The sequence below is a fragment of the Aquiflexum gelatinilyticum genome, from assembly GCF_024741135.1.
In the GTDB taxonomy this organism is placed as follows: domain Bacteria; phylum Bacteroidota; class Bacteroidia; order Cytophagales; family Cyclobacteriaceae; genus Cognataquiflexum; species Cognataquiflexum gelatinilyticum.
This window is the reverse complement of the sequence record NZ_JANSUY010000001.1, coordinates 81,958-106,952: the sequence shown is the minus strand read 5'-3', so window position 1 is coordinate 106,952 and position 24,995 is coordinate 81,958. Positions and strand designations below refer to the sequence as shown.

The 24,995-nt window shown below is 40.3% G+C and carries 19 protein-coding genes; 12 read left to right on the top strand and 7 right to left on the bottom strand.

Annotation, left to right across the window (positions count from 1 at the left end; all coding sequences use genetic code 11):
- Positions 1-20: 20 nt before the first annotated feature.
- Together NU887_RS00405 and NU887_RS00400 are read right to left on the bottom strand one after the other, a co-directional pair.
- Positions 21-3,275: a SusC/RagA family TonB-linked outer membrane protein gene (locus NU887_RS00405; RefSeq protein WP_258421371.1), complete on the bottom strand. Its 3,255-nt coding sequence runs from the start codon at positions 3,273-3,275 to the stop codon at positions 21-23.
- Between the two features lie 476 nt (positions 3,276-3,751).
- A complete protein-coding gene (locus tag NU887_RS00400) occupies positions 3,752-5,503 on the bottom strand; it encodes a tetratricopeptide repeat protein (protein WP_258421370.1) in 1,752 nt (583 codons plus the stop codon).
- A gap of 103 nt (positions 5,504-5,606) precedes the next feature.
- Between NU887_RS00400 and NU887_RS00395 the strand changes: the two genes are divergently transcribed.
- The gene (locus NU887_RS00395; RefSeq protein WP_258421369.1) at positions 5,607-5,825 is read left to right on the top strand and encodes a PspC family transcriptional regulator; all 219 of its coding nucleotides are present in this window, start codon (positions 5,607-5,609) and stop codon (positions 5,823-5,825) included.
- Here NU887_RS00395 and NU887_RS00390 read toward each other — a convergent pair.
- Together NU887_RS00390 and NU887_RS00385 are read right to left on the bottom strand one after the other, a co-directional pair.
- Positions 5,822-6,826: a glycosyltransferase family 2 protein gene (locus tag NU887_RS00390; protein WP_258421368.1), complete on the bottom strand. Its 1,005-nt coding sequence runs from the start codon at positions 6,824-6,826 to the stop codon at positions 5,822-5,824. The two genes, NU887_RS00395 and NU887_RS00390, sit on opposite strands and share 4 nt — an antisense overlap.
- Positions 6,826-7,158: a YbaB/EbfC family nucleoid-associated protein gene (locus NU887_RS00385; protein ID WP_258421367.1), complete on the bottom strand. Its 333-nt coding sequence runs from the start codon at positions 7,156-7,158 to the stop codon at positions 6,826-6,828. Before NU887_RS00385 ends, NU887_RS00390 begins: the two co-directional genes overlap by 1 nt.
- 194 nt (positions 7,159-7,352) lie before the next feature.
- Between NU887_RS00385 and NU887_RS00380 the strand changes: the two genes are divergently transcribed.
- Positions 7,353-7,634, top strand: coding sequence for a hypothetical protein (locus tag NU887_RS00380; RefSeq protein ID WP_258421366.1), 282 nt, complete (start codon positions 7,353-7,355; stop codon positions 7,632-7,634).
- Positions 7,635-7,686: 52 nt separating this feature from the next.
- Here the strand turns inward: NU887_RS00380 and hisS are convergent, their stop codons facing one another.
- Both hisS and NU887_RS00370 read right to left on the bottom strand, forming a co-directional pair.
- Positions 7,687-9,060, bottom strand: a complete 1,374-nt coding sequence (gene hisS / locus NU887_RS00375; RefSeq protein ID WP_258421365.1) for a histidine--tRNA ligase — start codon at positions 9,058-9,060, stop codon at positions 7,687-7,689.
- Between the two features lie 484 nt (positions 9,061-9,544).
- Positions 9,545-10,048, bottom strand: a complete 504-nt coding sequence (locus tag NU887_RS00370; protein ID WP_258421364.1) for a metallophosphoesterase family protein — start codon at positions 10,046-10,048, stop codon at positions 9,545-9,547.
- Between the two features lie 83 nt (positions 10,049-10,131).
- Between NU887_RS00370 and NU887_RS00365 the strand changes: the two genes are divergently transcribed.
- Positions 10,132-10,557: a rhodanese-like domain-containing protein gene (locus NU887_RS00365; protein ID WP_258421363.1), complete on the top strand. Its 426-nt coding sequence runs from the start codon at positions 10,132-10,134 to the stop codon at positions 10,555-10,557.
- 116 nt (positions 10,558-10,673) lie between these two features.
- On the top strand, positions 10,674-11,651 hold the full coding sequence (locus NU887_RS00360) for a pyruvate dehydrogenase complex E1 component subunit beta (protein ID WP_258421362.1): 978 nt from the start codon (positions 10,674-10,676) through the stop codon (positions 11,649-11,651).
- A 193-nt stretch (positions 11,652-11,844) separates the two neighbouring features.
- Here NU887_RS00360 and NU887_RS00355 read toward each other — a convergent pair whose 3' ends face one another.
- Positions 11,845-14,358 carry a TonB-dependent receptor gene (locus NU887_RS00355; RefSeq protein ID WP_258421361.1) on the bottom strand — a complete coding sequence of 838 codons (2,514 nt, stop codon included), beginning with the start codon at positions 14,356-14,358 and terminating at the stop codon, positions 11,845-11,847.
- A gap of 267 nt (positions 14,359-14,625) precedes the next feature.
- Between NU887_RS00355 and NU887_RS00350 the strand changes: the two genes are divergently transcribed.
- The 8 genes from NU887_RS00350 (at position 14,626) to NU887_RS00315 (ending at position 24,831) form a co-directional block, all read left to right on the top strand.
- The gene (locus NU887_RS00350) at positions 14,626-15,699 is read left to right on the top strand and encodes a sensor histidine kinase (RefSeq protein WP_258421360.1); all 1,074 of its coding nucleotides are present in this window, start codon (positions 14,626-14,628) and stop codon (positions 15,697-15,699) included.
- Positions 15,696-16,436 (top strand): LytR/AlgR family response regulator transcription factor, encoded by a 741-nt coding sequence (locus tag NU887_RS00345; protein WP_258421359.1) that lies wholly within the window; start codon positions 15,696-15,698, stop codon positions 16,434-16,436. Before NU887_RS00350 ends, NU887_RS00345 begins: the two co-directional genes overlap by 4 nt.
- Positions 16,437-16,645: 209 nt before the next feature.
- On the top strand, positions 16,646-17,122 hold the full coding sequence (locus tag NU887_RS00340; RefSeq protein WP_258421358.1) for a nucleoside deaminase: 477 nt from the start codon (positions 16,646-16,648) through the stop codon (positions 17,120-17,122).
- Between the two features lie 164 nt (positions 17,123-17,286).
- Complete coding sequence (locus tag NU887_RS00335) at positions 17,287-18,549, top strand: NAD(P)/FAD-dependent oxidoreductase (RefSeq protein WP_258421357.1); 1,263 nt, start codon at positions 17,287-17,289, stop codon at positions 18,547-18,549.
- Between the two features lie 130 nt (positions 18,550-18,679).
- Entirely contained in the window at positions 18,680-21,094 is a 2,415-nt protein-coding gene (locus NU887_RS00330) for a TonB-dependent receptor plug domain-containing protein (protein ID WP_258421356.1), read from the top strand.
- A gap of 73 nt (positions 21,095-21,167) precedes the next feature.
- Positions 21,168-21,587 carry a DsrE family protein gene (locus tag NU887_RS00325; RefSeq protein WP_258421355.1) on the top strand — a complete coding sequence of 140 codons (420 nt, stop codon included), beginning with the start codon at positions 21,168-21,170 and terminating at the stop codon, positions 21,585-21,587.
- Between the two features lie 122 nt (positions 21,588-21,709).
- Positions 21,710-22,537, top strand: coding sequence for a ZIP family metal transporter (locus NU887_RS00320; protein WP_258421354.1), 828 nt, complete (start codon positions 21,710-21,712; stop codon positions 22,535-22,537).
- A gap of 371 nt (positions 22,538-22,908) precedes the next feature.
- Positions 22,909-24,831: an alpha/beta hydrolase gene (locus tag NU887_RS00315; RefSeq protein ID WP_258421353.1), complete on the top strand. Its 1,923-nt coding sequence runs from the start codon at positions 22,909-22,911 to the stop codon at positions 24,829-24,831.
- The last annotated feature ends 164 nt before the right edge of the window (positions 24,832-24,995 follow it).

Here is a 24,995-nt window from a genome sequence, read left to right as displayed (position 1 = left end):
TTGTTTAACAGATTGTTTGATTAGAAACTAAGGTTTAAACCCCAAGTATATCCTCTTGTTACAGGATAGTTACCCACATCTATACCAAAGGCAGTATCAACGTTACCACCCACCATTGGATCTAATCCGTCATAACCTGTCAATGTGAATAGGTTATTAGCTGACATGAAAACTCTCAATCTTTCAATCTTCCATCTCTGAAGGATTTCATTTGGTAATGTATAACCTACAGTTAGGTTTTGCAATCTCAAATAAGAACCGTCAGCTACGTAGTAAGAGTTGGCAACGTTAGAAGTACTGAAGTTTGCAGTTTTTTCCACAACTGGGATTGTTGCACCTAGATTGTTTGGAGTCCAAGCATCATTCAACCTTGTAGAGATTGCAGCACCTTCAAATGTCTGGAAGAAATCTGTAAACCATCTCCACTGTGCCCAGATCTTGTTGCCTGCTGTTCCGTAGAAATATGCTGCCAAATCAAAGTTTTTGTACCCAATAGTGAAGTTGAAACCTCCTGAGAACTTTGGAACTGGACTTCCCAAGAAAGTTCTGTCTTCCGGCGTAATTTCACCGTCGTTATTGATGTCTTGGAATTTAAATCTACCCGGAGCGGCACCTGTTTGTGTTGCGTGGTTATTTACATCTTCCTGGCTGCTAAATAAACCTTCTACCTGATATCCAAAGAAAGAGGAGAGTGGTTGACCAACGGCATTTCTGATAGGCTCAATACCTCTGAAACTTGGGTTACCCTGCGTGATAAATTCCAAACCTGGGGACAACGCTACAATTTCATTCTTTAGCAATCCACCATTTACTTGGAATTCATATCTCCAGTCCTTATTGAAATTACCCCTGGTAGCTACCATGATGTCCACACCTCTGTTCATCATTTCACCGATGTTTACAAGCGGTGCAGTGGCATTAAACCCAACAGTTGCTGGCAAAGGAACTCTGAACAACAAGTCCTTAGTATCTTTTTGCCAGAAATCAACAATCACGTCCAACTTACCACCAAAAGCAGTACCGTCGAAACCGATGTTCTTGGTTACCGAAGTTTCCCACTTTCCATCAGGGTTTCCTATGTTTGATCTTCTGAAACCAATGATCGCAGAACTGTTTGTACCACCGATATCGTAAGAAGATGCACCAACGTTTCCTCCAAATAAGTTATATTGATTTTCTGGTGGAACGTTGTTAGAGTTACCCATTTGACCCCAACCACCTCGGATTTTCAAATCATCCAACCAAGTAGCAGAAGCCATGAAGCTTTCAGCAGAAATTCTCCATGCTGCAGAGAATGCAGGGAAAACACCGAATCTGTTATTTGCACCAAATCTTGAAGAACCATCCCTTCTCACAACCGCATCCACTATGTACTTGTCATTGAAAGTATACCTTGCTGTAGCAAACAATGAATAGAAGTTAACTCCCAAAAACTGACCGCTATTCACCTGTCTTGAAGAAACCGGTAAGTTGGAAATGTTCACAAAATTAGGGTCTTCAGAGAAAGGGCTTTGACCAGAAGCATTGATACTTCTTCCAGCACCTGTGTTCAATGCCTCTTGACCAAGTAAGGCTCTTACTGCATGTTGACCCCATTTTTTAGTATAAGTCAAGGTATTGGTGAATGTCCAACGGAAAACATATCCTGAAAACTCATTGTATCCGAAAGCTGAGTTGTTTTCAGAGTTTTCATATTGTAATCTGCTGAATCCTACACCATAGAAGTTGTCATACTGACCACCAATTGAAGTTCTGAAAGTCAAGTTTTCGATAGGATCCACTTCCAAATACACGTTACCAAAAGCATTGGCGTTAAAGTTTCTGTTATTTTCAAGCCCTTCTCTGTTTGCAACAGGGTTTCTTGGGTTGTTGAATCCTCTTGCGGCGGTACCTGCATAACCACCGAATTCGTCCCTAACAGGGATGATGGATGGCATTCTGAATGCCTGAAGGATATCATTTTCATCACCGGAAACACCTTGACCTCCATTACCACCTGTCTGTCCAAGGACAGAACGGTAAGTAGCTTGGAAGTTTTGTCCGATTCTCACTTTGGAACCAAGATCGTGCTCAGAGTTTGCTCTTAATGATATTCTTCTAAAATCGTTGCCAATCAGGATACCGGCTTGTTCTTGAATACCCAATCCCAAAAAGAATCTGCTTGTACCGTTACCACCATAGAAACCCAATGAATGTCTAGTAATCGGTGCCCTTCTTGTAACAGCTTCGTACCAATCAGTTCCCTCGCCTGTTGCAGCCCTTACCAATTGGTGAACTGGACCTTTTCTAGGGTCATTGTTATATAAAGCTCTTTGCTCGTCCAATTGTGCCTGGCTAAATGGACCTGCAACACCTGCTGCACCGCCAACATTGATATAGTAAGGCAATACAGGAGAAGAACCTGTTCCGAACTGAGGGTGTCCATAATTTGGAGCCCTGTTGTCAATTCTAGCTTGGTTTGTTTCTGCCAACCAAGTCAAATCCGCGAAATTTTGAGGGTTTGCCATGCTCAAACCTGCTCCCGGATCAGTGAAACCGTACATACCATTGTAGTCAAATCTCAATTTCTGAGCTTTTTTGCTACCACCTTTTGTGGTATAAATGATCACACCGTTGGCTGCCCTTGCTCCATAGATGGAAGCTGCTGCTGCATCTTTCAATACAGTAGTAGACTCAATATCGTCAGGGTTGATAAAGTCCGTGTTTTCTACAGGAACTCCATCCACGACATAAAGAGGTTGGTTACCACCAAATGCACCAAATCCACGAACCCTAACTTGAGAGGTGGTACCTGGCTGACCGTTTGTTACGACAGTAACACCGGCAATCCTACCTTGAAGCACCTGCTCCACATTACCTGTCGGTATGATGGTCAAGTCTCGAGGGTTAACTGTGGATATCGCACCGGTGGTCTCTCTTCGGCTATCAATGGTGTAACCTGTGATAACCAATTCTGTCAATTGTCTTTCATCCGGAGCCATAGCAAAATCGATCACGGAGCGGTTGCCCACAACTTGCTCGACAGTCCTGTAACCGATAAAAGAGAAAACAAGCACACTTTCGTTGCTTGGTACATTGAGGGAGAATTTTCCGTCAATATCTGTGGCTGTACCAGTGGTGGTTCCTTTTACCAACACGGTTACGCCCGGCAATCCGTCACCGAACTCATCCAAGATGGTTCCTGTGACCGTTTTTTGTGCCAACGCCGTGGCGCTGGAAAGAACTAAGAGTAGTAGGAATACACTTAGGCTTTTGTAGAGTTTTTCCATAAACATAGATTGATTGGGTAATAATTATTAATTGATAAGATTTTAAAGTTTTTCATCAATTCAACCGATAGTGCAATCGTTTGCAAGTATCTTTAAAATAATTGCAACAGTTTTGGGGAAGATAAAATTGATTTCCTGAACTATTGCCTATTATACCTTGACAGAAGAACTGTCGCTACTTCGTTTTGAATAAGTGATTCAAAACGCCAATTTAAGGGGTGCTAAAACGATTTATTTTACTTTTTAAAAAAAAAGAATGGAATCATAGGCATGGAGATTTTGGGTTAATGTTAATAGTTGTTAATTTCTAACGCTGCCAATATATAGAAAATATATTAGTCTGCAATATTTTACAGAATTGTAGTTTTCTATTGTATTTACACAAGTCAGGACCTAATATAAATGATAAAAGACAAATTCAAAAGTTTTTGAGTAAAAATGAAATTTGCTTTTTGAACGAAGAATATTCTCTTTTTTACATACTATTTGAACAGGTTAATGAATTCTTGTTCATCTCGGTAATTTTTGAAGTTAATGTCTGTAAGGGCTTTTTGTTTTAGGTATTCGCTCCGTTCTACAGCCTTTCCAAGATTTTCCATCAAAGCCATTCTATCACGATTTACAGCAGCGACCAAAGCAAGTCCATAAAATCCAAAACCCGCTTCCCTATCCGCTTGGACAGATGACTCAAAGTTTTCTGATGCCTTCAAATAATCTTCAGATAAAAAGTAGGCTAATCCTTTATTAAAGTAATTGCTTTCATTTTCTATCGTCTTGTTAAACCTGATAGTAGCGAGTTTATAATCTCCGTTTATAATGTCTAAGGCCCCGCGAAGTCCTTCATTGTAATTTAAAAAATCATTGGTTTCCTCTTTTTCCATTGCAGAGGCTTCTGAGATGGCGATATAAGCTTCAAAATAATCACCCCTTAATAAATAAGCTCTCCCAATATTATGGAGTGGAATAGATCCAGGTTTGATTTTATTTGCCTGCTTCAAATTTGTAAGGGCATCTGAAATTAGAATGTTTTTCTTCCTTACATCCAATTCCCTTTGAGCCAAATTTAAATACACCACACCAAGGTTGTTGTAAGACAATTCTGAAGGAAAAAGCTCATTCAATTTTTTGTATATGGCCTCCTTTTCATCAAGCTTAAGCGCATTTTGACCTGCATATATAAGGTGGTCGCTTTCAAATCCCTCCAAGGGGTCATCTCCGTTTAGTAAGGCGAAAACACTTGCATAAATTTCCTTATCATCGAATCGTGTATTTTCAAGCTCAAAGGAAACCTTGGCTGATCGCAGCTTTGGGAATAAATCGCTTGATATATTTTTATAAGAAGGCAGCTTTTGGAGTGCTGATAATTGGGAAGCAAAGCTATTTCCATTTAATAGAATGGCATATACAAACTCCTTTTGATCTTGGGAGATGCCCTCATATTCTGACAAAAGCTGTCTCAGGTCAAACCAATCTCCGGACCTATACATCGATTCAATGGGAATTTTAGACAAAAAACGGTTTGACTTCAATCTTTCGGCAATAAAATCCCCCCTTTCTTTTGCCAACCCATTAGTGTTGTCTTTTGCCTCAGGGGAAGACAATCCTGTGACCACGACTTTTTTGATTTTCATTCCCGTTTCTCCCTTAATTAGATAATCGGAAAAAGGGACGGAAAACACAGGATTAGATTTTTGTCCTTTTCCAAGTTCAAAAGGAATATAGAAATCCCTGGTTTCAAAGCGGTCCACATCCCTAAATTCCCTAAGGATATAAATACCAATTTCCGGAATAGGCTGATCGGGAAGTACTTGTCCATATCTCGTCAATAGAGGTGTGGTCTCAAGACCTTCTGCAATGACTTTAATTGGCGCTTGGAAAGTCCCTTTCTTCCTATCCACCATCCCTTTGAGCACCAATTGCCCTTTTTCCATTCCAGGCAAATATGGAAAAACGATACTCTCGTCTACCTTGGCATCAATGAGGTTTTTGGTATAGGCCGCATCAAATGGAATAAATTCACCCAATCTCAATGAACCTTCTCCATATATATATTCGGGATAGAGGTATATTTTTGCATCCTTGGTCAAATATTTCAAAGGCACTGCCCCCTGTATGGTAACCCGAACCGAATCTCTATGCAATTTCAAAATTTCAGGTTTGGCGACAATGCCGTCCATCAGGTTGTCATATAAACCGGTTTTTGGACTGCAAGATCCCAAACAATAAATGAACAAAAAAAAGAGGGTTGATTTTATCAGATTATTAAACATTTGGCATTCAATTAGATTAATGAATTTAAATTAGTAATTTTGTCCCGCTAACCAAGACCAACTATATATGAACGAAATTAAGCTTTTTTTTCAAGATAGGGCTTTTGGCGTATGCTACAAACTAGCTGAACGTCTTCATTTCCCGATTGACAGCATCAGGTTATTCTTCATTTACAGTTCTTTTATTACATTAGGTTCACCTATCATTATCTATGTAAGTCTAGCGATGATGATGAAAATCAGGAAATATTTCCGCAAGATGAACAATCCTGTACTTTTTGATTAAAGGTCTTGATAAGTCCTTTTCCCTCTTATATAATAATCCCATAATATTGAGCTTCGGGAATTGGCATTTCCAATGATCCCTATATTTTCAATTTCCTTAGACTTCAGGGATTTGGATTTCATTTTGTGAAATGCAAAGTGAGCTTGTAGGACTGCTTTGCCATCTTGAAAATTTCCCCTGACAACAAAAACAAAAGCTGCCAACAAATCAAGCAGTATTCTCTTCAGATAAACAGAGGCAAAGCAGGAAGTTTTCAGATTTTGGTGGAGCATAAGGAGGTTGTTTCGGAAGTTCAGAAAAGTTTTCCAAGGATTGGTCCTGTGAAGGGTTCCTCCACCGACATGCATGACTTTGGAAATTCCCAAATAATGGATAGAATAGCCCATCTTTCTGATTTTCCAACAAATATCAATTTCTTCCATATGGGCAAAAAACCTTTCATCAAATCCTCCTGCTTGATGAAACAAGCTTGCCCTGATTGCCATGCACGCCCCTGAAGCCCAATCCACAGGAATAGTATCATCATACTGATGCTCATCCTTCTCAACAGTATCAAAAATTCTCCCTCTGCAATATGGATAACCCAATCCATCTAAAAAACCACCACCTGCACCGGCATAATCAAAATAACCCCGATTTGGAAAAGAAAGTATTTTCGGTTGAACAGCCGCTGCTTTAGGATTTTCCTCCAAAAATCGGATCAGTTTTACATCCCATGCTTTTTCTACTTCCACATCAGAATTGAGAAGGATATAATAGCCGAAATCCCCCCTAATTATTTCCAAAGCCCGGTTGTACCCTCCCGTAAAGCCAAAATTAGATTCTAACCGAATCAATCTTATTTGAGGGAAATTATTCAAAAGTAGATCGACGGAACAGTCTGTGCTTCCGTTGTCTGCCACGATAACCTGAAAAGTGGAAAATTGAGTTACAGAGGGAAGAAATTTTCGCAACATTTCCACTCCGTTGTAATTCAGTATGACTATTGCGGCATTTTGCATCAAAACATACTTCCAAGATCCATCCCGGGAATGTTTGGCATCATCCCATCAGTTGCGGATTTGAGCTCCTCTTTGATTTTTATTTCTATGGCCTCCAAGGCTTTATTGGTAGCTGCTACTACGAGGTCGCTGAGCATTTCTTTATCGGAAATATTTACCAAAGAATCATCCATATCTATGGACATGACTAGTCGGTTTCCATTTACTTTCACTTTCACCAATCCTGCACCGGATTCTCCTTCAGCGGTAAGGTGGACCAATTTGGCCTGGGCATCCTTGATTTTTGCCTGGGCTTCCTTCACCTTATTCATAATACTCATAAAATCAAACATAGCTTATCGTTTTTTGCAATCTGCAAATATAATGGAAATCGAGGCACTTGAAAACATTACTCAAAACGGGGTCACCTGACAAAATTAAATTTTGGTAATTCTTACCATTAAAAAATTAAATGGTTTTTGTGAAACAAAAACAAAAAATTAAACGATTGATTTTCTGTATATTCAATATTCTAAATTCTACTCCCATGAAAACAATTGAGAAAATAGAAAAAGAAAAAATAATCGGACTGAAATTTTCAAATAAAGAGGTCTTGATGGATGATATGGCGAAAAGAAGGCGAAATTTTGACCTGATGCGGGCGCAGGCAATCGGCAACCTACTCAGGAGCAAATCTACCATTACATTTGAAGATGCAGATGGAAATATTTATCAGGTAAGCACTACAGTTTGGGCAGTCGGGGATAGATTTGTTTCGTTAAAATGCAACACCCACATCCCGATCAATGCCATATTGGAAGTGAATTAGAGGTTTGGGTTTTTGGTTATTGGTTATTGGTTATTGGTCATTGGTTATTGGGTTAACTGTTGATGAGGATTTCGGTGGCTTTTTCTATGCTGACTGTCTCTTGGGTGCCGGAATTTAGGTTTTTAAGGCTGACTTTACCCTCCTGAATTTCATTTTCGCCGAGGATAATTACGAATGGGATTTGCTTCTTGTCCGCATAGGTCAGTTGCTTTTTGATCTTCCCCGTTTCAGGAAAAAGTTCTGAAGGAATACCTGCTGATCTCAATTTATGAAGGATTTGAAGACCATATTCAAATCCTTTTTCATCGAAATGGGTAATCAGCGCTTTGGTTTTTTCCAAATTGCTTTCAGGAAAAATCCCCAATTCATCCATGACATCATAAAGCCTGTCCACTCCAAAAGAGAATCCCACTCCTGACACACCGTCCAATCCAAATACTCCTGTGAGGTTGTCATACCTTCCTCCTCCACTTACTGATCCAATTGTTACATTGTTGACTTTGACTTCGAATATGGCGCCTGTGTAATACGTGAGCCCACGGGCCAAAACAACATCGAAATCTACATGGGCTTCGGATTCTCCATATTTATGCAACAAATCAAATACTTCTTCCAATTCAGCAATTCCTTTTAATCCTGTTTCGGATTCTTTTAAAAAATCCTTTAAGAAATTGAGTTTGTCAGCATTATTTTGGCTAAGGCTGATGATGGGTTCAAGTTTCAGTACAGAATCCGGTGAAAAATTCCTCTGTGTCAACTCCTCCTGTACTTTTTCCCAACCGATTTTATCCAGTTTGTCAATAGCGACGCACAATTCCCCTTCCCTGCCTTTTTCGCCGATCACTTCGGAAATCCCAGTCAGAATTTTTCTGTTATTGATTTTGATATCATAATCCGTGATTCCAAGTTTTCCAAAAACCCGCTTTATCATGAGCAAGATTTCAAGTTCGCATACCAAACTGTCCGTCCCCACCACATCTGCATCGCATTGGTAAAATTCCCGGTATCTTCCTCTCTGAGGACGGTCCGCCCGCCAAACCGGCTGGATCTGGAAACGCTTGAAAGGAAAAGAGATATCGTTTCTGTTCATGACCACATACCTAGCAAAAGGAACCGTCAAGTCATAGCGAAGGCCTTTTTCTGCTACTTTGGGCAATACTTTGCTACTACCCCCTTGTATGTCCTCTTCCTTGACATCTTTGATAAAATCGCCACTATTCAGTATTTTAAACAACAACTGATCTCCTTCATCGCCATATTTTCCGGTAAGGGTACTGAGGTTTTCCATGGCAGGAGTCTCAATCTGCTGAAAACCAAAAAGTCTGAATGTATCTTTGATCGTATCTAAAATGAAATTTCTCCTTGCCATTTGGAGCGGACCGAAATCACGGGTTCCTTTTGGCAAACTTGGTTTTTGGACAGCCATCTTTTATATTAATTTTATCCAAAGTTAAGCAAAATCAAATTTTTATCTTAATTTTGCGGTTCATTTGAGTTCACATAAAGAATAAGACGATGGGAGTTACTGCACTAAAAAGAAAATTGAGAAGAAAGAGGTTAAAGCAAAATACAAGAGTCATTAAGATCAAACAGTTGAGTTCCAAGCCGGTAATCAAAAATGTAGACATCGAAGACCTAAAAAAGAACTTCGCTTAATACTGTTTAACTTTTCTTTCCAAAGAAATAAAAAAGGCAACGATAGACGCGTTGTCTTTTTTTATTGGATGGTTTTTGGTTTTTGGACTAATGGTTATTGGTTATTTGGCTATTTGTAATTCGTTTAAAGGATTAATTGTTTAAATCTGATAAATGGAATGTACTCTTAAAATGAATGTTTTTTTATTTGAACCTTTCTCCATGAAATAAGACAAGTTTTTTGCAGTACAGTTAAACAAATAACCAATAAACCTTTAACCCCGTCCTCTTTTCCCCAATTCCACCACCTTGAGATTTTGGATTTTAGCATTTTCAATTTCAAAAAGCAACATTGTCCGGATGACATGAAAGCCTGATTGACCAATAGCGCCGGGATTCATGTAGAGGCAATTCAGGTTTTTGTCAAATTCCACTTTGCAGATATGTGAATGCCCGCACACAAATAGCCGGACACCGTGTTGCCTGATGAGATTTTTTACTCCTTTGGCATATTGGGGCGGTTTGCCACCGATGTGGATCATCCCAACTTTGAGCCCCTCGACATCAAACCATAATTCTTCCGGTAAAAAATTACTTGCATCTAGCCCATCAATATTACCGGTGATGATCCTCAATACCTTATCGGAGGGTAATTGATCCAATACAGACAATTCACCTATGTCACCGGCATGCCATATCTCATCTACCTCCTTTAGGTGTGCAACAATCATTTCGTCAATGTACCCATGCGAGTCAGAAATAAGGCCGATTTTCTTCATTTTGGGCTTTTTAAATTTTTTAATCAGTAAATTTGTTGCTAAAGAAATAAAGAAATCCCCAATATTCTAACATCTTATTTGTCATGAAAAATAAAACTACTTGGTCAAAATCAGTATGGACACTGATGATTCTGACCCTTTTCTTCTCTATCCCAAAAGAATCACTAGCGCAAGAAGGAGCGACAAAGCTTAGCCCGGCTGAATTTGACATCAAAGCCCACAAAGGAAGAAAGGCAGTAATTCTCGATATCCGAACTCCCGAAGAGACTGCCGAGGGATTTATTGAAGGGGCGACATTTGTCAATTGGACAGGAGGTAACTTCGAGGAAGAAGTCAGCAAACTGAACAAAAAGAAAACCTATTATGTCTATTGTAGATCTGCAAAAAGAACCATTCCTGCCACAGAAAAAATGAAAGAACTCGGGTTCACCAAAATATACATGCTCGAAGGCGGACTGAATAATTGGGTCGAATCCGGCAAACCTGTTGTCAAGCCCGAAAAACAATAATCCAAGAGCGGATTCCTTACCAAAAAACCATTCCTAAAATATAGTACTGCAAACCAAAGGATGTTTTGGAATTGAGGGATTACTTCCTATTTTTACGTGCGAAAATACTGTTTATAATGAGAGTTATTCAATTTAGAGAAGCATTAAGAGAAGCCATGTCCGAAGAAATGAGACGCGATAAAAACGTGTTTCTGATGGGCGAAGAAGTGGCAGAATACAACGGTGCATACAAGGTATCCCAGGGTATGTTGGATGAATTTGGCCCGGAAAGAGTCTATGATACACCAATTGCAGAACTTGGTTTTGCAGGCCTGGGAGTGGGTGCCGCCATGAACGGGTTGAAGCCCATCATCGAATTCATGACATTCAACTTTTCATTGGTTGCCATAGATCAGATAGTCAATTCTGCGGCCAAAATGCTTTCTATGTCGGGAGGAGCCTACAGTGTTCCTATCGTATTCAGAGGACCAACAGGAAATGCCGGTCAGCTTGGCGCTACCCACTCTTCCAACTTTGAGAATTGGTTTGCAAATACTCCCGGACTTAAAGTCATCGTCCCTTCCAACCCCTACGATGCTAAAGGCTTGATGAAAGCAGCCATCAGGGATCCGGATCCTGTGATCTTTATGGAGTCTGAATTGATGTACAGTGACAAGGGTGAAGTTCCTGAAGGAGAGTATCTATTACCTATCGGTGTTGCCGATGTCAAAAGAAAAGGAAAAGATGTCACTATCATTTCATTTGGAAAAATGATGAAAGTGGTATTCGAAGCTGCTGATGAATTGGCAAAAGAAGGAATTGAAGCTGAAATTATTGATTTGAGAACTGTCAGACCTATAGATTATGCTACTTGCCTGGAATCTGTAAAGAAAACCAACAGGTGTGTGGTCGTAGAAGAAGCCAATCCTATCGCCGGACTTTCCTCTGAGTTGGCTTACCATATACAAAGAAACGCATTTGATTACCTTGACGCTCCTGTGATCAGGGTTAACTCAATGGATGTTCCCTTAAGTTATGCCCCTACCTACATTGAGGCAACATTGCCAAATGTAAAAAGGACTATCGATGCTGTTAAAAAAGTAATGTATAAATAAGAAATTTGATTTGAGTAAAATCATGAAATAAAAAAACCACTTAGGCTATCCTGAGTGGTTTTTTTGTGTCTGTAATTTTTATTGAAAATCTTTGGATGAAGGCTCATCCTCTATAACCCTAAAATTGAAAAAAACCGCCTGACAAAACCAAGCGGCTTAATTAATAACTATTACCCAATCATTTAACTATTTATTAATTATTTCCTCCGGTAGCGGCACCGTTGTTGCCATCTCCGCCCTCTTTAAGATCGTCATTGGTAACCCCTCTTTTCTTTCTTCTAGAGCCGGGACCGTCGACTGACAATTTTCCTATCCTATAGTTGAAATTGATTTTAAAGTTCATGTTTTTCATCCCAACTGTACTTTGTTGGAGGATTGTTGGAGTGACCAATTCATTATTGATGGTAAATACTTTAGTAAAGAAGTTTTCAGCACCGAATCCGATTGAACCTCTTTTTTCATTGAAGGATTTATTGAAGTTTAAACCGTAAACTCCAAATCCTCCCGAAGTACCTTGCAATTCAACCCTTCTTCCTCTTTGGAAAGTGAAGGCTTGAACCTGCCAATCTTTTGGTAAGGTGTAGTTTGCAAAAATCCTTCCGCTGAATACAAATCCTTCATTGGATGCTGCATACAAAGGATCTGACAAACCATTGTCCAATTGAGCAAAGTAACTTTCAACGCTACCGTTCACTGAGAATTGGCCCGAAAGGTTGACATTGGCAAATATGGAAAGACCGTAGGCTTTTTCTTGACCTATGTTTTCAAAAGTAGTAAAGATGATGTCATCTTCCAGTACTGTCCTCACTGGTTGGATAGAACCGGTGGTGTTTCTGAAATAAGTGGTAAAATTCAAATTGGAACCTTTCAAAAAGGTGCTGTATGACATTTCATAGTTGTCTGTCAATTCAGGCTCCAACAAAGGATTTCCTTGTGTGATCTGTTGTGGATTGGCAGCATTGATGTTTGGATTCAGGAAATTGAGGGAAGGTCTCTGCACCCTTCTGTTGTAGGCCGCTTTGATCATATTTCCTTTTTGCAATTTTCTGCTCAAGTTTACACTTGGTACCCATACTCCAAAAGAAGGTATCTCACCGCCAAGTTCTGAATTGGCAAAATCTGCTGTAATGCTTGTGTATTCATATCTCATTCCTCCTTTGAAGGAATATTTCTTTAAGAAGTTGGTCGTATATGATGCGTAAGCAGCTGTTACGTTCTGGTCATAGCTGAATTCATTGGAGAAAGTAACATCCTCGACTTCGACAAATTCACCTTCAGGGCCTTCAGCTGTGAAATATGCAAAGTCACTGACTGCTTTTCTAAGGATGTTTTTGGCACCATATTCCAAAATTTGATTTTCTGCCAATGGGGTAACATAATCCAACTGAAGGGTAAACTCACGGTTTGTTCCGGCATTTAAGTTCTTTATCCTTCTGGAAATGCTTTCAAAAGAATCATCGTATTGGCTGTTAATGAAGTCGTTTGTGAGGTTATTTTGGCTATATAATCCTGATATGCTGAACTCTTTTCCTTTTTTCTCATAGGATTTGGTGTAGTTGAAGTTTACATCAACATTGTTTGAAAGGTTGTCGGTATTCACATCTCTCAAAATGGAACTCTGAAGCACATCATCCAAGGAAGTATTGGTAAGCAATCCATCCTGATTGTTTCTCATATTCCTGACTCCAAGGCTGACCGAAGCCGTCAGGAAATTGTATTTGTTGATTTCATAATCCCAACCCAAGTTGTACCTGCCAAAAAGCATGTTGCTTCTTGTATCGGCATATTGGGAAATATTACGGGTAGTACCATCTGCATTGGTGATATACTGTTGGTTTTCAAAAAATCCAAGGATGTTGTATCCCGATCTTCCAAATCCACCCAATGTCCAGGACATTTTCTTTTGCTTTAAACTGGCGTTAACTCCAAGATTAGATCCTCTATAGCCCACGCTGCTGTTGATGTTCAATGAAGCGCCCTGGATATTGTTTTTCTTGGTGATGATATTGATGACACCACCTGTACCTTCGGCATCATATTTGGCAGAAGGGGAAGTGATGACTTCCACGGACTTGATCTCTTCTGCAGGAATCTGCTTCAAAGCTTCAGCCACATTGGTAGCCACAATAGCGGATTGTTTGCCATTCAACAATACCAAAATGCTTGAACTTCCTCTCATGGAGACGTTTCCGTCCATATCGACTGAAAGCATCGGAACCCTTCTCAATACATCAGAAGCATCACCTCCTACGAGGGTTTTGTCATTTTCTGCATTGTAGATTGTCCTGTCTACTTTTTCTTCGATCAAGTCACGTTGGCCCATGACAGTGACTTCCTGAAGCGCTACCGCCTCCTGTTCCAATGTGATGGTTCCTAAATCGAAAGTGGTTTTCTGATCAGTGATTTCAATCAAATCAGTAGTTAATGCCTGAAAACCCATAAAAGATACCTGGACAAGGTATTTTCCGTTTTTGAATCCTGAGATAATAAAAACCCCATCAAAATCTGCTACCGCACCTGCCACATTTTGGCGGGATTCGGCATCCACCAAAGAAACTGCCGCATAAGCTATAGGTTGGTTGTTGGATTTGTCAAGAACCTTACCTGATATCTTATAATCGGGTTTTGTTCCCTGGGAATGTCCTTCAGAGACATTTACTCCTATCAAAAGAAGCATTGAAAGAAATAGTTGGATTGTAGTTTTCATCAAATTAAAATTTTGTGGTTGTCTTTTGGACAGTTTACCCAACAAAGGAATATCTGATTCAAAACAAAAAAAAATCAAATAGATAAGTAGTCGAAATGCATCGACCAAAGGGAAGGAAAGCCTGATGAAGCCTTATTTTTGTCGTTTTTAAGGACTTATCCCTATGATTTCCCATTTTGCCGATTAAATCCCCTGATTGGTAGATTGTTGTGGTTTAACCACAAAACTTTATATTAGTTTTCGGAGGATTTAAATAAAATCATTAATATGCCTGAGATCACTATCAAAAAAAGAATGCCGTTGCTCATCCATGTTTTGGGCTGGAGTCTATTTGGATCGGTTATCTTTTTACTTACCCCTCTTTCTTCGGAAGTGGAGCGCCCTGATGAGTTTTGGATCAAACAGGCCTTACAGTTTATTTTTCTTGTGGCCACTTTCTATTTCAATTTCTTTTACCTGATTCCTAAAGTCCTATTCAAAAACAAAAATTATCTGTTTCTGTTTTTGAATTTTCTAGGGGGTCTTGCTTATGTCGGTATTCTCATTCTTTATGATGAGTGGTTCAATATGCAGGAGCTGATGCATCTGGCATTCAGGCCAGAAGTTCCCTATACGCCAAGGCCAAGAAACTTATATTGGGATATTTCCAGCCTTTTGATTTTTTATATGTCCGTCGGTATCAGCACGAGTATCGGCGCAGTACAAAAATGGCAATCAGACGAAAAAATAAGGCTTGAACTTCAGCAGCAGCAGATCAATTCCGAACTTTCCTACCTCAAAGCACAGATTAACCCACATTTCTTTTTCAATACACTCAACAATATTTATGCTTTGACCAATATTGATGTCGAAAAGGCAAAAACAGCATTATTGAAACTGAGTAGGATGATGCGATATGTGCTTTATGAAACCGAAAAAAACCAAACCCTTCTTTCTAAGGAAAATGAGTTTATCAAAGATTTTATAGAATTGATGAAATTGAGGCTGACAAACAAAGTGACCTTGGATCTCCATATTCCGGAAAAAATAGAAGATGCTGAAATCGCACCCATGCTCCTTTTACCCTTCATAGAAAATTGCTTCAAACACGGTATCAGCTCACAAAAAGAAAGTTCTATTCTTATTTCACTTTCAAAAGAGAAAAACTACCTTGTATTGCATACTGAAAATACGATTTTCAAATCAACCGAAAATACACCTGAAGGAAGTGCGAGCGGTATCGGAATGACAAACACAGTCAGAAGACTTGAACTTCTCTATCCTGGCAAATACAAACTGGATATCGACCAAGAAAACGCCGAAAATCAATTTAGGATTACCTTGAAAATTGACCTCTCATGACAATCAAATGCATTGCTGTGGATGATGAACCTTTGGCTTTGGATATGGTCTCCAAATTCATCGAACAGACTTCGTTTCTCAGCCTGCAATCCAAATTTGACAATGCCATCCAAGCTTTGGGATATGTCAACCAAAATGAAGTTGACCTCATTTTTTTGGATATACAGATGCCTGACCTTTCTGGAATGGAATTGGCAAGGATCCTTGATGGCAAAACCAATTCCAAAAAGCCCAAAATCATTTTTACCACAGCATACAATCAATTTGCTGTCGAAGGTTATAAAGTGGATGCTCTGGATTATCTGCTCAAACCATTCAGCTACGAGGAGTTTCTCAAAGCCGCCACCAAAGCATATCAGTTTTTTGAAAATCAGAAAAAAAATACTGTAACCAAAGTCGAAATTGAAAAACAAGCCGATTACATTTTTCTAAAAGTAGAATACCAGCTTGTAAAAGTAATGCTGAAAGACATTACCTACATCGAAGCTTATAAGGACTATGTTAAAGTCCATCTAAAAGACAAACCCAACCCAGTCCTTTCCCTGACGAGTATGAAAAGCATGGAAGATTTGTTGCCTGCTGATACTTTTATGCGGGTGCATCGTTCTTTTATTATTAACCTCGACCATATCGACTCCGTATCCAGAAATGTCATCCACATAGGCAATGCACAGATTGTTGTCAGCGAAAATTACAAAGATTCCTTTATGGAGTTTTTGAATAAGTGGGTTGGTTAGTGGTTAATTGGTTGGTATTGTTGTAGTGGTTGTAATAGTTGTCAAGTCCGGATTGTTAAGATATCGGAAAATTGGAGTAGTGGTTAATGGTTATTTGGTTAATGGTTAATGGGTTATTTGGTTAACAGATACCAAGTCGGAAATGAAGTCCAGATCTTATACATTACTTACTTGATACTTAGTACTTGATACTTGATACTTAATTAAAAATGGAAGATCCCCACAAGAAATATATGAAAATGGCCATTGACCTGTCCCGATCCGGGATGATGCAGGAAAGAGGTGGTCCATTTGGCTGTATCATAGTAAAAAATGGAAAAGTAGTCGGAAAAGGAAGCAACTCGGTAATGGAAACCAATGACCCCACGGCACATGCTGAGGTTGTCGCCATCAGAGATGCAAGCAAAAACCTTGATAATTTCCAGTTGGAAGGTTGCGATATGTACACTTCCTGTGAACCCTGTCCCATGTGCTTGGGAGCGATTTATTGGGCCAGACCTGCAAGGGTATTTTATGCGAATACCAAACAAGACGCTGCAGCAATAGGCTTCGATGATCAATTTATCTATGAAGAGCTCGATTTACCGATGAAGGATAGAAAAATCCCTTTTTCCCAAATTGACCAAGAAGAAGCCAATCAGGTTTTCAAAGAATGGGCAAAGCTGGACAACAAAACATTGTATTAATAATTATAAATCCGCATCAGATTTTCTTTCTGGCATTTGGTATCTAAATGACCCATAGATTTTTGACCAATGCTTATTTTTCCAATAATGATTAAATGTGATTTTAATCACTGTTTTCATTTTTGAAGCTCACTATTTTTATTGTACACAAAACCAAAATATCCATGAGCCACTTTCAGATATTGATCATAGGGGGAGGAACTGCAGGAATAACCGTAGCTGCACAGCTCCTAAGAAAAGACAAAAGCCTTCAGGTAGCCATTCTTGAACCCTCCGAAAAACATTATTACCAACCCGCATGGACATTGGTAGGAGCGGGAACATACAAATTTGAAGACACCGAAAGGTCAGAAGCAAGGTATATCCCAAAAGGCGTCACTTGGGTTAAAGACAAAGCCACAGAATTGATCCCCGAAAAAAATCTGGTAAAGACAGCCAGATCAGGTGAGATTACCTATGATTATTTGGTCTTGGCACCGGGTCTGATCATGGCTCCGGAACTACTTCCAGGATTATCCGAGGTGATGGACAAGGGAGTTGTTTGCAGCAATTATACCAATCCAAACCATACATGGGAAGTGCTGCAGAATTTTAAAGGAGGTAATGCGGTATTCACCCAACCCACTACTCCGATCAAATGTGGCGGAGCTCCACAAAAAATCATGTACCTCGCAGAGGAATATTTCAGAAGGTCCGGGGTAAGAGACAAAACCAAGGTGATCTTTGCGACGCCGGGAACTGTTATTTTTGGGGTTGAGGATTTTGCTAAAACACTAACCAAAATCATCGCAGACAGAGATATTATTCTCAAGACATTCTATGCTCCTGTCAAAATTGATGGAGCCAAACAAGAAATTACTTTCAAGTATATTAAAGGCGACTTTGATGAATATTCCAAAAAACTCGATGCAAGAATCATGGAAAAAATGGGTGGAGAAACAGAAATCACCATCCATTATGACATGCTTCACATTGCTCCTCCACAGCAGGCACCGGATTTTGTGAGAAATTCTTCCGTCTCCATGAAAGAAGGTCCCGGCAAAGGTTGGGTGGATGTGGACATTAATACGTTACAACATTTGAGGTTTCCAAATGTATTTTCACTTGGAGATGTGGCTGCACTGCCGACTGCAAAAACCGGTGCGGCTGTTAGGAAACAAGCTCCCGTAGTCGTGGGAAATTTACTTCACTTGATGAAAACCAAGAAGGTCGGTGAAATGAAATATGAGGGATATTCCTCCTGTCCGTTGGTAACGGGATACAGCAAAATGGTATTGGCAGAATTCAAATATGATAACGTAAGAGACAGTGACCCGCTCATCTCCACTTTTGTGGATACCAGCAAAGAGCAATATAGCATGTGGCTGCTCAAGAAATATGTACTCCCAAGAATGTATTGGGACATGATGCTCAGAGGTAGAGCCTAATAGGAATGGCCCGGAGAGACACCGGGCCATTTTGTTGTTTAAATTGCCTTCCACTGCCTTTTTCATTCACATAAATTCTTCTTTTAATTTTTCAAAAGTTGGCTAACTTCCCCCGCTGATTTTTAAAAGAATGCTGAGATTAGGATTATTACTATTGATTATATTCCAATATGGAACTGCGAAAGGACAGATTATTTCCATTCGGGAGTCCGGTTCAGAGATACCTTTGGAGTTTGTAAACATTGCAGTACCCAAATCAAAACTCCTGATCCATACCAACTCAAAGGGTGAGGCCGATATAAGCTCCTTCAAGGGCCAAGAAAAAATAGAAATCCGGCTTTTTGGTTATATACCGGTCACTAAAAGTTACAGCCAACTTCAATCGGATGACTTTAAGGTTTATATCGAAGCTTCGGAAATCAACCTTCAGCAAGCTGTCGTCTCAGCCACCAAATGGAGCCAATCCCGCCAAGAGGTCCCTTCAAGGATTACAACCATCACATCTGAAGAAAGGAACCTACTCAACCCCCAGACAGCCGCAGACTTATTAGGCATTTCCGGGGAAGTTTTTGTACAAAAAAGCCAACAGGGAGGCGGTAGTCCGATGATCAGGGGATTTTCTACCAACAGGCTTTTGTATACAGTCGATGGTGTGAGGATGAACAGTGCCATTTTCAGGAGTGGTAATCTGCACAATGTCATTTCATTGGATCCATTTGCGACAGAAAGTACAGAGGTCTTTTTTGGGCCGGGATCGATTATCTATGGCAGTGATGCGATCGGCGCAGTAATGAGTTTCCAAACTTTGCAGGCCAATCTTTCAAATACAGAAAAAACTGATATTTCAGGAAACATAACCTTGCGAACAAGTACTGCCAATAAAGAAAAAACAGGACATGTCCACCTCAAATATGGAGGCAAGAAATGGGCAGGAGTAAGCAGTATCAGCAGCCATGATTTTGATGACCTCAAGATGGGAAGCCGTGGACCGGTAGAATTTTTGAGACCAACTTTTGTGGTCACTGAAAATGGTCAGGACCGTTTGGTAGAAAATCCTAACCCAAAAATCCAAGTTCCATCGGGTTATAGCCAACTCAACCTGATGCAAAAAATCAGGTTTTCTCCAAATTCAAAATGGAATTTTCAATATGGGTTTCATTTTTCAGAAACTTCTACATTTTCCAGATATGACCGGTTGATCAGGTTCATGCCAAATGGGCAGCCTAGAAGTGCAGAATGGAAATATGGCCCTCAGTCTTGGATAATGAACCACCTTCAGGTTTCCTATACATCAAAATCCCGGGCATTTGACCAAATGACTTTGAATCTTGCCCATCAAAAATTCGGAGAGAGCAGAATCGACAGAAACTTTAACAATCCTATCCGGCGTACCCGAACCGAAGAGGTCGTGGCTTATTCAGCAAACCTTGATTTTCTGAAAAATTTACCCAATATCGCCAAACTTTTTTATGGCTTGGAATTGGTCCAAAACGATGTTGTATCTACAGGAGTAGATGAAAATATCAGTACCGGAGAAAGTGAAATCGGACCTTCAAGGTATCCACAGGCAACATGGCAGTCCTATGCCGTCTATGGTTCTTACCAAAACAAGCTTTCTGTAAAATCCCTTATTAAGGCAGGACTGAGGTATAATTACTTTGGGTTGAAAGCAGACTTTAGCAATAACCTTGAGTTTTATCCTTTCCCTTTTGAGCAAAGTGATAACAGGGAAGGAGCCTTGACAGCGAGCATGGGGTGGGTCTATACACCTGCTCCAGATTGGACTTTCCATCTTAATGCATCTACAGGATTCAGAGCGCCAAATGTCGATGATATCGGAAAAGTCTTTGATTCCGAACCTGGATCTGTCATGGTACCCAATCCTGATTTGAAAGCAGAATATGCTTATAATCTGGAGGCAAATGTCGGTAAGGTTTTTGGAGATTGGATGATGATTGACCTGACGGGCTATTATACGCATTTGGACAATGCCCTAGTAAGGAGAGCCTTCAGTATCAACGGTCAAGATAGCATTCTGTATGATGGGGAATTGAGCAAAGTTTTGGCTTTACAAAATGCCGCATTTGTACGGATCATAGGATTACAGGCAGCCTTGGAAATCAAATTACCCATGCATTTGACATTTTCCTCCAGGCTAAATATTCAAAAAGGGACGGAAGAAACTGACGATGGCAGCCAAAGTCCAAGCCGGCATGCCCCTCCTACTTTTGGGGTCAGCAGATTGGAATACAAAAAAGAAAAACTCACTGTTCAGCTGTTCTCAGAATATTCCGGTGGATTTTCGTTTGAAGAACTACCCCTTGAAGAGAGAGGTAAACCTGAATTATATGCCATCGATGCTGACGGAAACCCATACAGTCCTTCTTGGACGACTTTGAACATCAAAGGTCTGTATCAAGCCCAAAAGCATTTGTCCATCAGTCTTGGTCTGGAAAACATCACGGATGTCAGATTTAGGTCCTACAGTTCGGGAATAGCTGCTCCGGGAAGGAATTTTATCATAGGGTTATTGGCTAATTTTTGATTATGATTAACTTGTCCGTGACTGAGATCACGGAGATTCCATCAAAAAGACAGTAGTTTAACAGAAAAAAATTATGCGTACATCCCTCACATTCCTCCTTTTGGTATTGTTTATTGGCATGGCTTCCGCTCAGGTAGTCTCCACAGCTGAACATAAAATCCTTTTTCAACTGACTGATGGTGAACCGGAAGTCCACAAAAAATTTATCCGACAGCTCAATAATGTGCTCACAGCTGCACCCAATGCCAAAATCGAAGTGGTTACCCATGGCATGGGAATAGATTTGCTGCGCAAGGAGAGCAATCCTTTTGAAAGCGACCTACAAAAATTAGTGGATAAAGGAGTCGTATTCGTAGTCTGTGAAAATACCCTGAAGCAAAGGGAGATGAAGAAAGAGCAATTTTTACCTTTAGCGGGTTTTGTACCTGCGGCTATCATTGAACTCGTCATGAAGCAGGAAGCAGGCTGGATTTACATCAAAGCAGGCGGATAAAGCAATACATCCATGGGGATAAACGATTTGGTTTAATTGTAGTGAAGTTCTGATTCTTTACTACCTAAATCTTTTTTTTAACAAATCGAAAAACTTGGATATTTTTGTAAAAAATTTATCCAATGATAGAAACCATTGAAAATTTCGCAATTGAGATCGGTCCTGTTAAGGCTGCATTGCTAGCGACTTTGTTTACTTGGTTTTTGACAGCTTTGGGTGCTTCCCTTGTTTTTTTCTTCAAAAGCATCAACAGGGCCGTTTTTGATACCATGCTCGGATTTACGGGAGGTGTAATGATAGCAGCTAGTTTTTGGTCGCTATTGGCTCCAAGCATCAAACATTCTGAAAAAATGTTTCCCACCATGCCATGGTTACCTGCCGCGATCGGTTTCCTATTGGGAGGCTTATTTATTTTTGGTCTGGATAAACTGATGCCCCACCTCCATATCAATTTTAATAAAGAGGAAAGCGAAGGCGTTGCAACAAAATGGCACAGATCTACTTTACTTTTATTAGCCATCACATTGCATAATATTCCGGAAGGTTTGGCAGTGGGCATTTTATTTGGTGCTGCTGCCAATGGGATGGAAGGGGCAAGTATTTCAGCTGCAGTTGCACTTGCGATCGGTATCGGAATACAGAATTTTCCTGAAGGATTGGCTGTGGCGGCACCGCTGAGGAGGCAGGGAGTGAGCCGGAGAAAAAGTTTTTGGTATGGACAGTTGTCAGCTGTGGTAGAACCCATTGCCGGGGTTTTAGGTGCTGTAGCGGTCATTCACATGCAAAATGTACTGCCATATGCGCTTTCTTTTGCTGCCGGCGCGATGATTTATGTGGTAGTCGAGGAGGTAATTCCGGAAACACAAAGGGATAAATATACTGACCTCGCCGTACTTGGATTTATGTTGGGCTTTACTGTGATGATGATTTTGGATGTGGCTTTGGGCTAGGCTTTTTTATTCTTCCAAAATCCAATTGTCAATAAATTAAAATAATCAAACCAATCCCTTTTCGGGGAATGGAAGCTGTATATCAAAGTTTAACCCTTTGGTTTGAAATATTAAATTTCCGCATGATCGGTATTTTTTTCTCTAATTATCTGCGGTTCTTGCTATTTAGATTGGGTGAATTTTTAATTCCCTCCTTCTGATTTAAATTTAAATAAATATTTGATGGGAATGGAAAGCTCCATTTTATCCCTTGATATTCAGGAATTTGATTCCAAATTGATTTAAGGATTACAATTCCTTTTGGATTTTTAAAAAAAGTCAATTTTGGCACAAAAAAACAACCGATTAACAAACCCAAAATCAGAATCACCATGAAAAAAATCCTGTATTTCATTTTGTCCTTGATTTTCATTTTTGGAAATGGAATTGCCCAAGAACTTGAAAAACAAGCGCCACAAGGCTTTGATGTCGTCAGGAATGACATTCCCAAAGGAAAAATCGATACTATTAGCTATTCCTCCAAGACAGTGGGCAATACAAGAAGGGCGATCATCTATACCCCTCCCTCCTATTCCAAAAACAAAAAATACCCTGTGCTGTACCTGCTCCATGGAATCGGTGGAGATGAAAAGGAATGGCTTACCCACGGACAGCCGCAAGTAATCCTGGACAACATGTATGCAGATGGCAGGATAGAACCCATGATCGTGGTCATGCCAAACGGCCGCGCCATGAAGGATGACAGGGCTACCGGCAATATCATGGCGCCTGATAAGGTGGAAGCCTTTGCAACTTTTGAGAAAGACTTATTGACCGACCTCATACCTTTTATAGAAAAAAAATATCCTGTCCTCAAAGACCGGGAAAACCGCGCCATTGCAGGATTGTCCATGGGAGGCGGTCAATCCCTGAATTTCGGACTTGGCAATCTTGACAAATTCGCTTGGGTAGGTGGATTCTCTTCTGCCCCCAATACCAAAGAACCGGCTGTTCTCGTCCCCGATCCTCAGGCCGCCAAAGACAAACTGAAATTGCTGTTCATTTCCTGTGGCGATGCGGACAACCTGCTCCGCTTCAGTGAGCGGACACATGAGTATTTGGTTAGGAATGAGGTCCCACACATTTATTATATCGAGCCGGGAGTTCATGATTTCAAAGTGTGGAAAAACGGATTGTACATGTTTTCGAAGCTTTTGTTCAAGCCGGTAGACCAGTCTGTTTTTAACAATTACAGCCTTTTGGGCACGCCTGCATCCACCAATGTCCGCAATGCGAAATTTCCCCAAATCCTGCCTGACAGCAGGGCAATCTTTAGAATCATAGCCCCTGAAGCCAAGCTTGTCCAACTCGACCTTGGTAAAAAATATGACATGGTCAAAGGTGATGAAGGCATCTGGGAAGTGACCACCGAACCCTTGGGAGAAGGTTTTCATTACTATTCCCTGATCATCGATGGGGTGGCGGTTGCAGATCCTGCAAGTGAGACTTTTTACGGAATGGGTAGAAAAGCAAGTGGGATTGAGGTTCCATTTAAAGGAGATGGCTACTACGCCCTGAAAGATGTACCACATGGTGAAGTCAGAAAGGTGAGGTATTTTTCCAATGTCTTACGTCAATGGAGACAGTTTTACCTTTACACTCCTCCCGGATACGACACCCAAACAAATGAAAAATTCCCGGTGCTGTATATTTTGCATGGCGGTGGTGAAGATGAAAGGGGCTGGGCTTCCCAGGGAAAAACAGATTTGATCTTGGATAACCTGATCGCTGAAAAGAAAGCCAAACAGATGTTGGTAGTGATGCCTGACGGCAATATGCCAATGGCAGCTTTTAATGAAAATGGTCTGAAAATGTTTGAAAGGGAATTGAAAGAAAGTATTATTCCCTTTGTGGAAAAAAACTATCGGGCCTCGACAGGAGCGCAAAACCGTGCTTTGGCAGGTCTTTCCATGGGAGGCATTCAGACCTTGTATGCAGGAGTTCAGAATACCGATATGTTTGCTTACCTCGGGGTATTCAGTTCAGGATGGATTCAGGCAAGGCAGACAGAGATTGCTGACGGTCAATATGCCTTTATGAAATCCAATGTGGACAAGATCAATGGCAACCTCAAGCAATTTTGGATTTCCATGGGTGGCAAGGAAGATATTGCTTATGAAAACTGTAAAGTGATGATGTCAAAATTTGATGAAATGGGCATCAAATATTCCTATCGTGATTATCCCGGTGGACACACATGGCCGGTTTGGAGAAATGACCTTTACACTTTTGCTCCATTGCTTTTTCAGGAATAGAGGAGGAAAAGTTCGACTCATTTGGAGTCGGATGTTTTTAGAAAAATGAATGATCTATAAATATCCAATCCCTAACGGGTTGAATCAAAAGATCAACCTAAACGCTAATGGATAAGTAGCATTTTGGAATCTAATTAGCAACTCTAAAAATCCCCAGCAGTCCA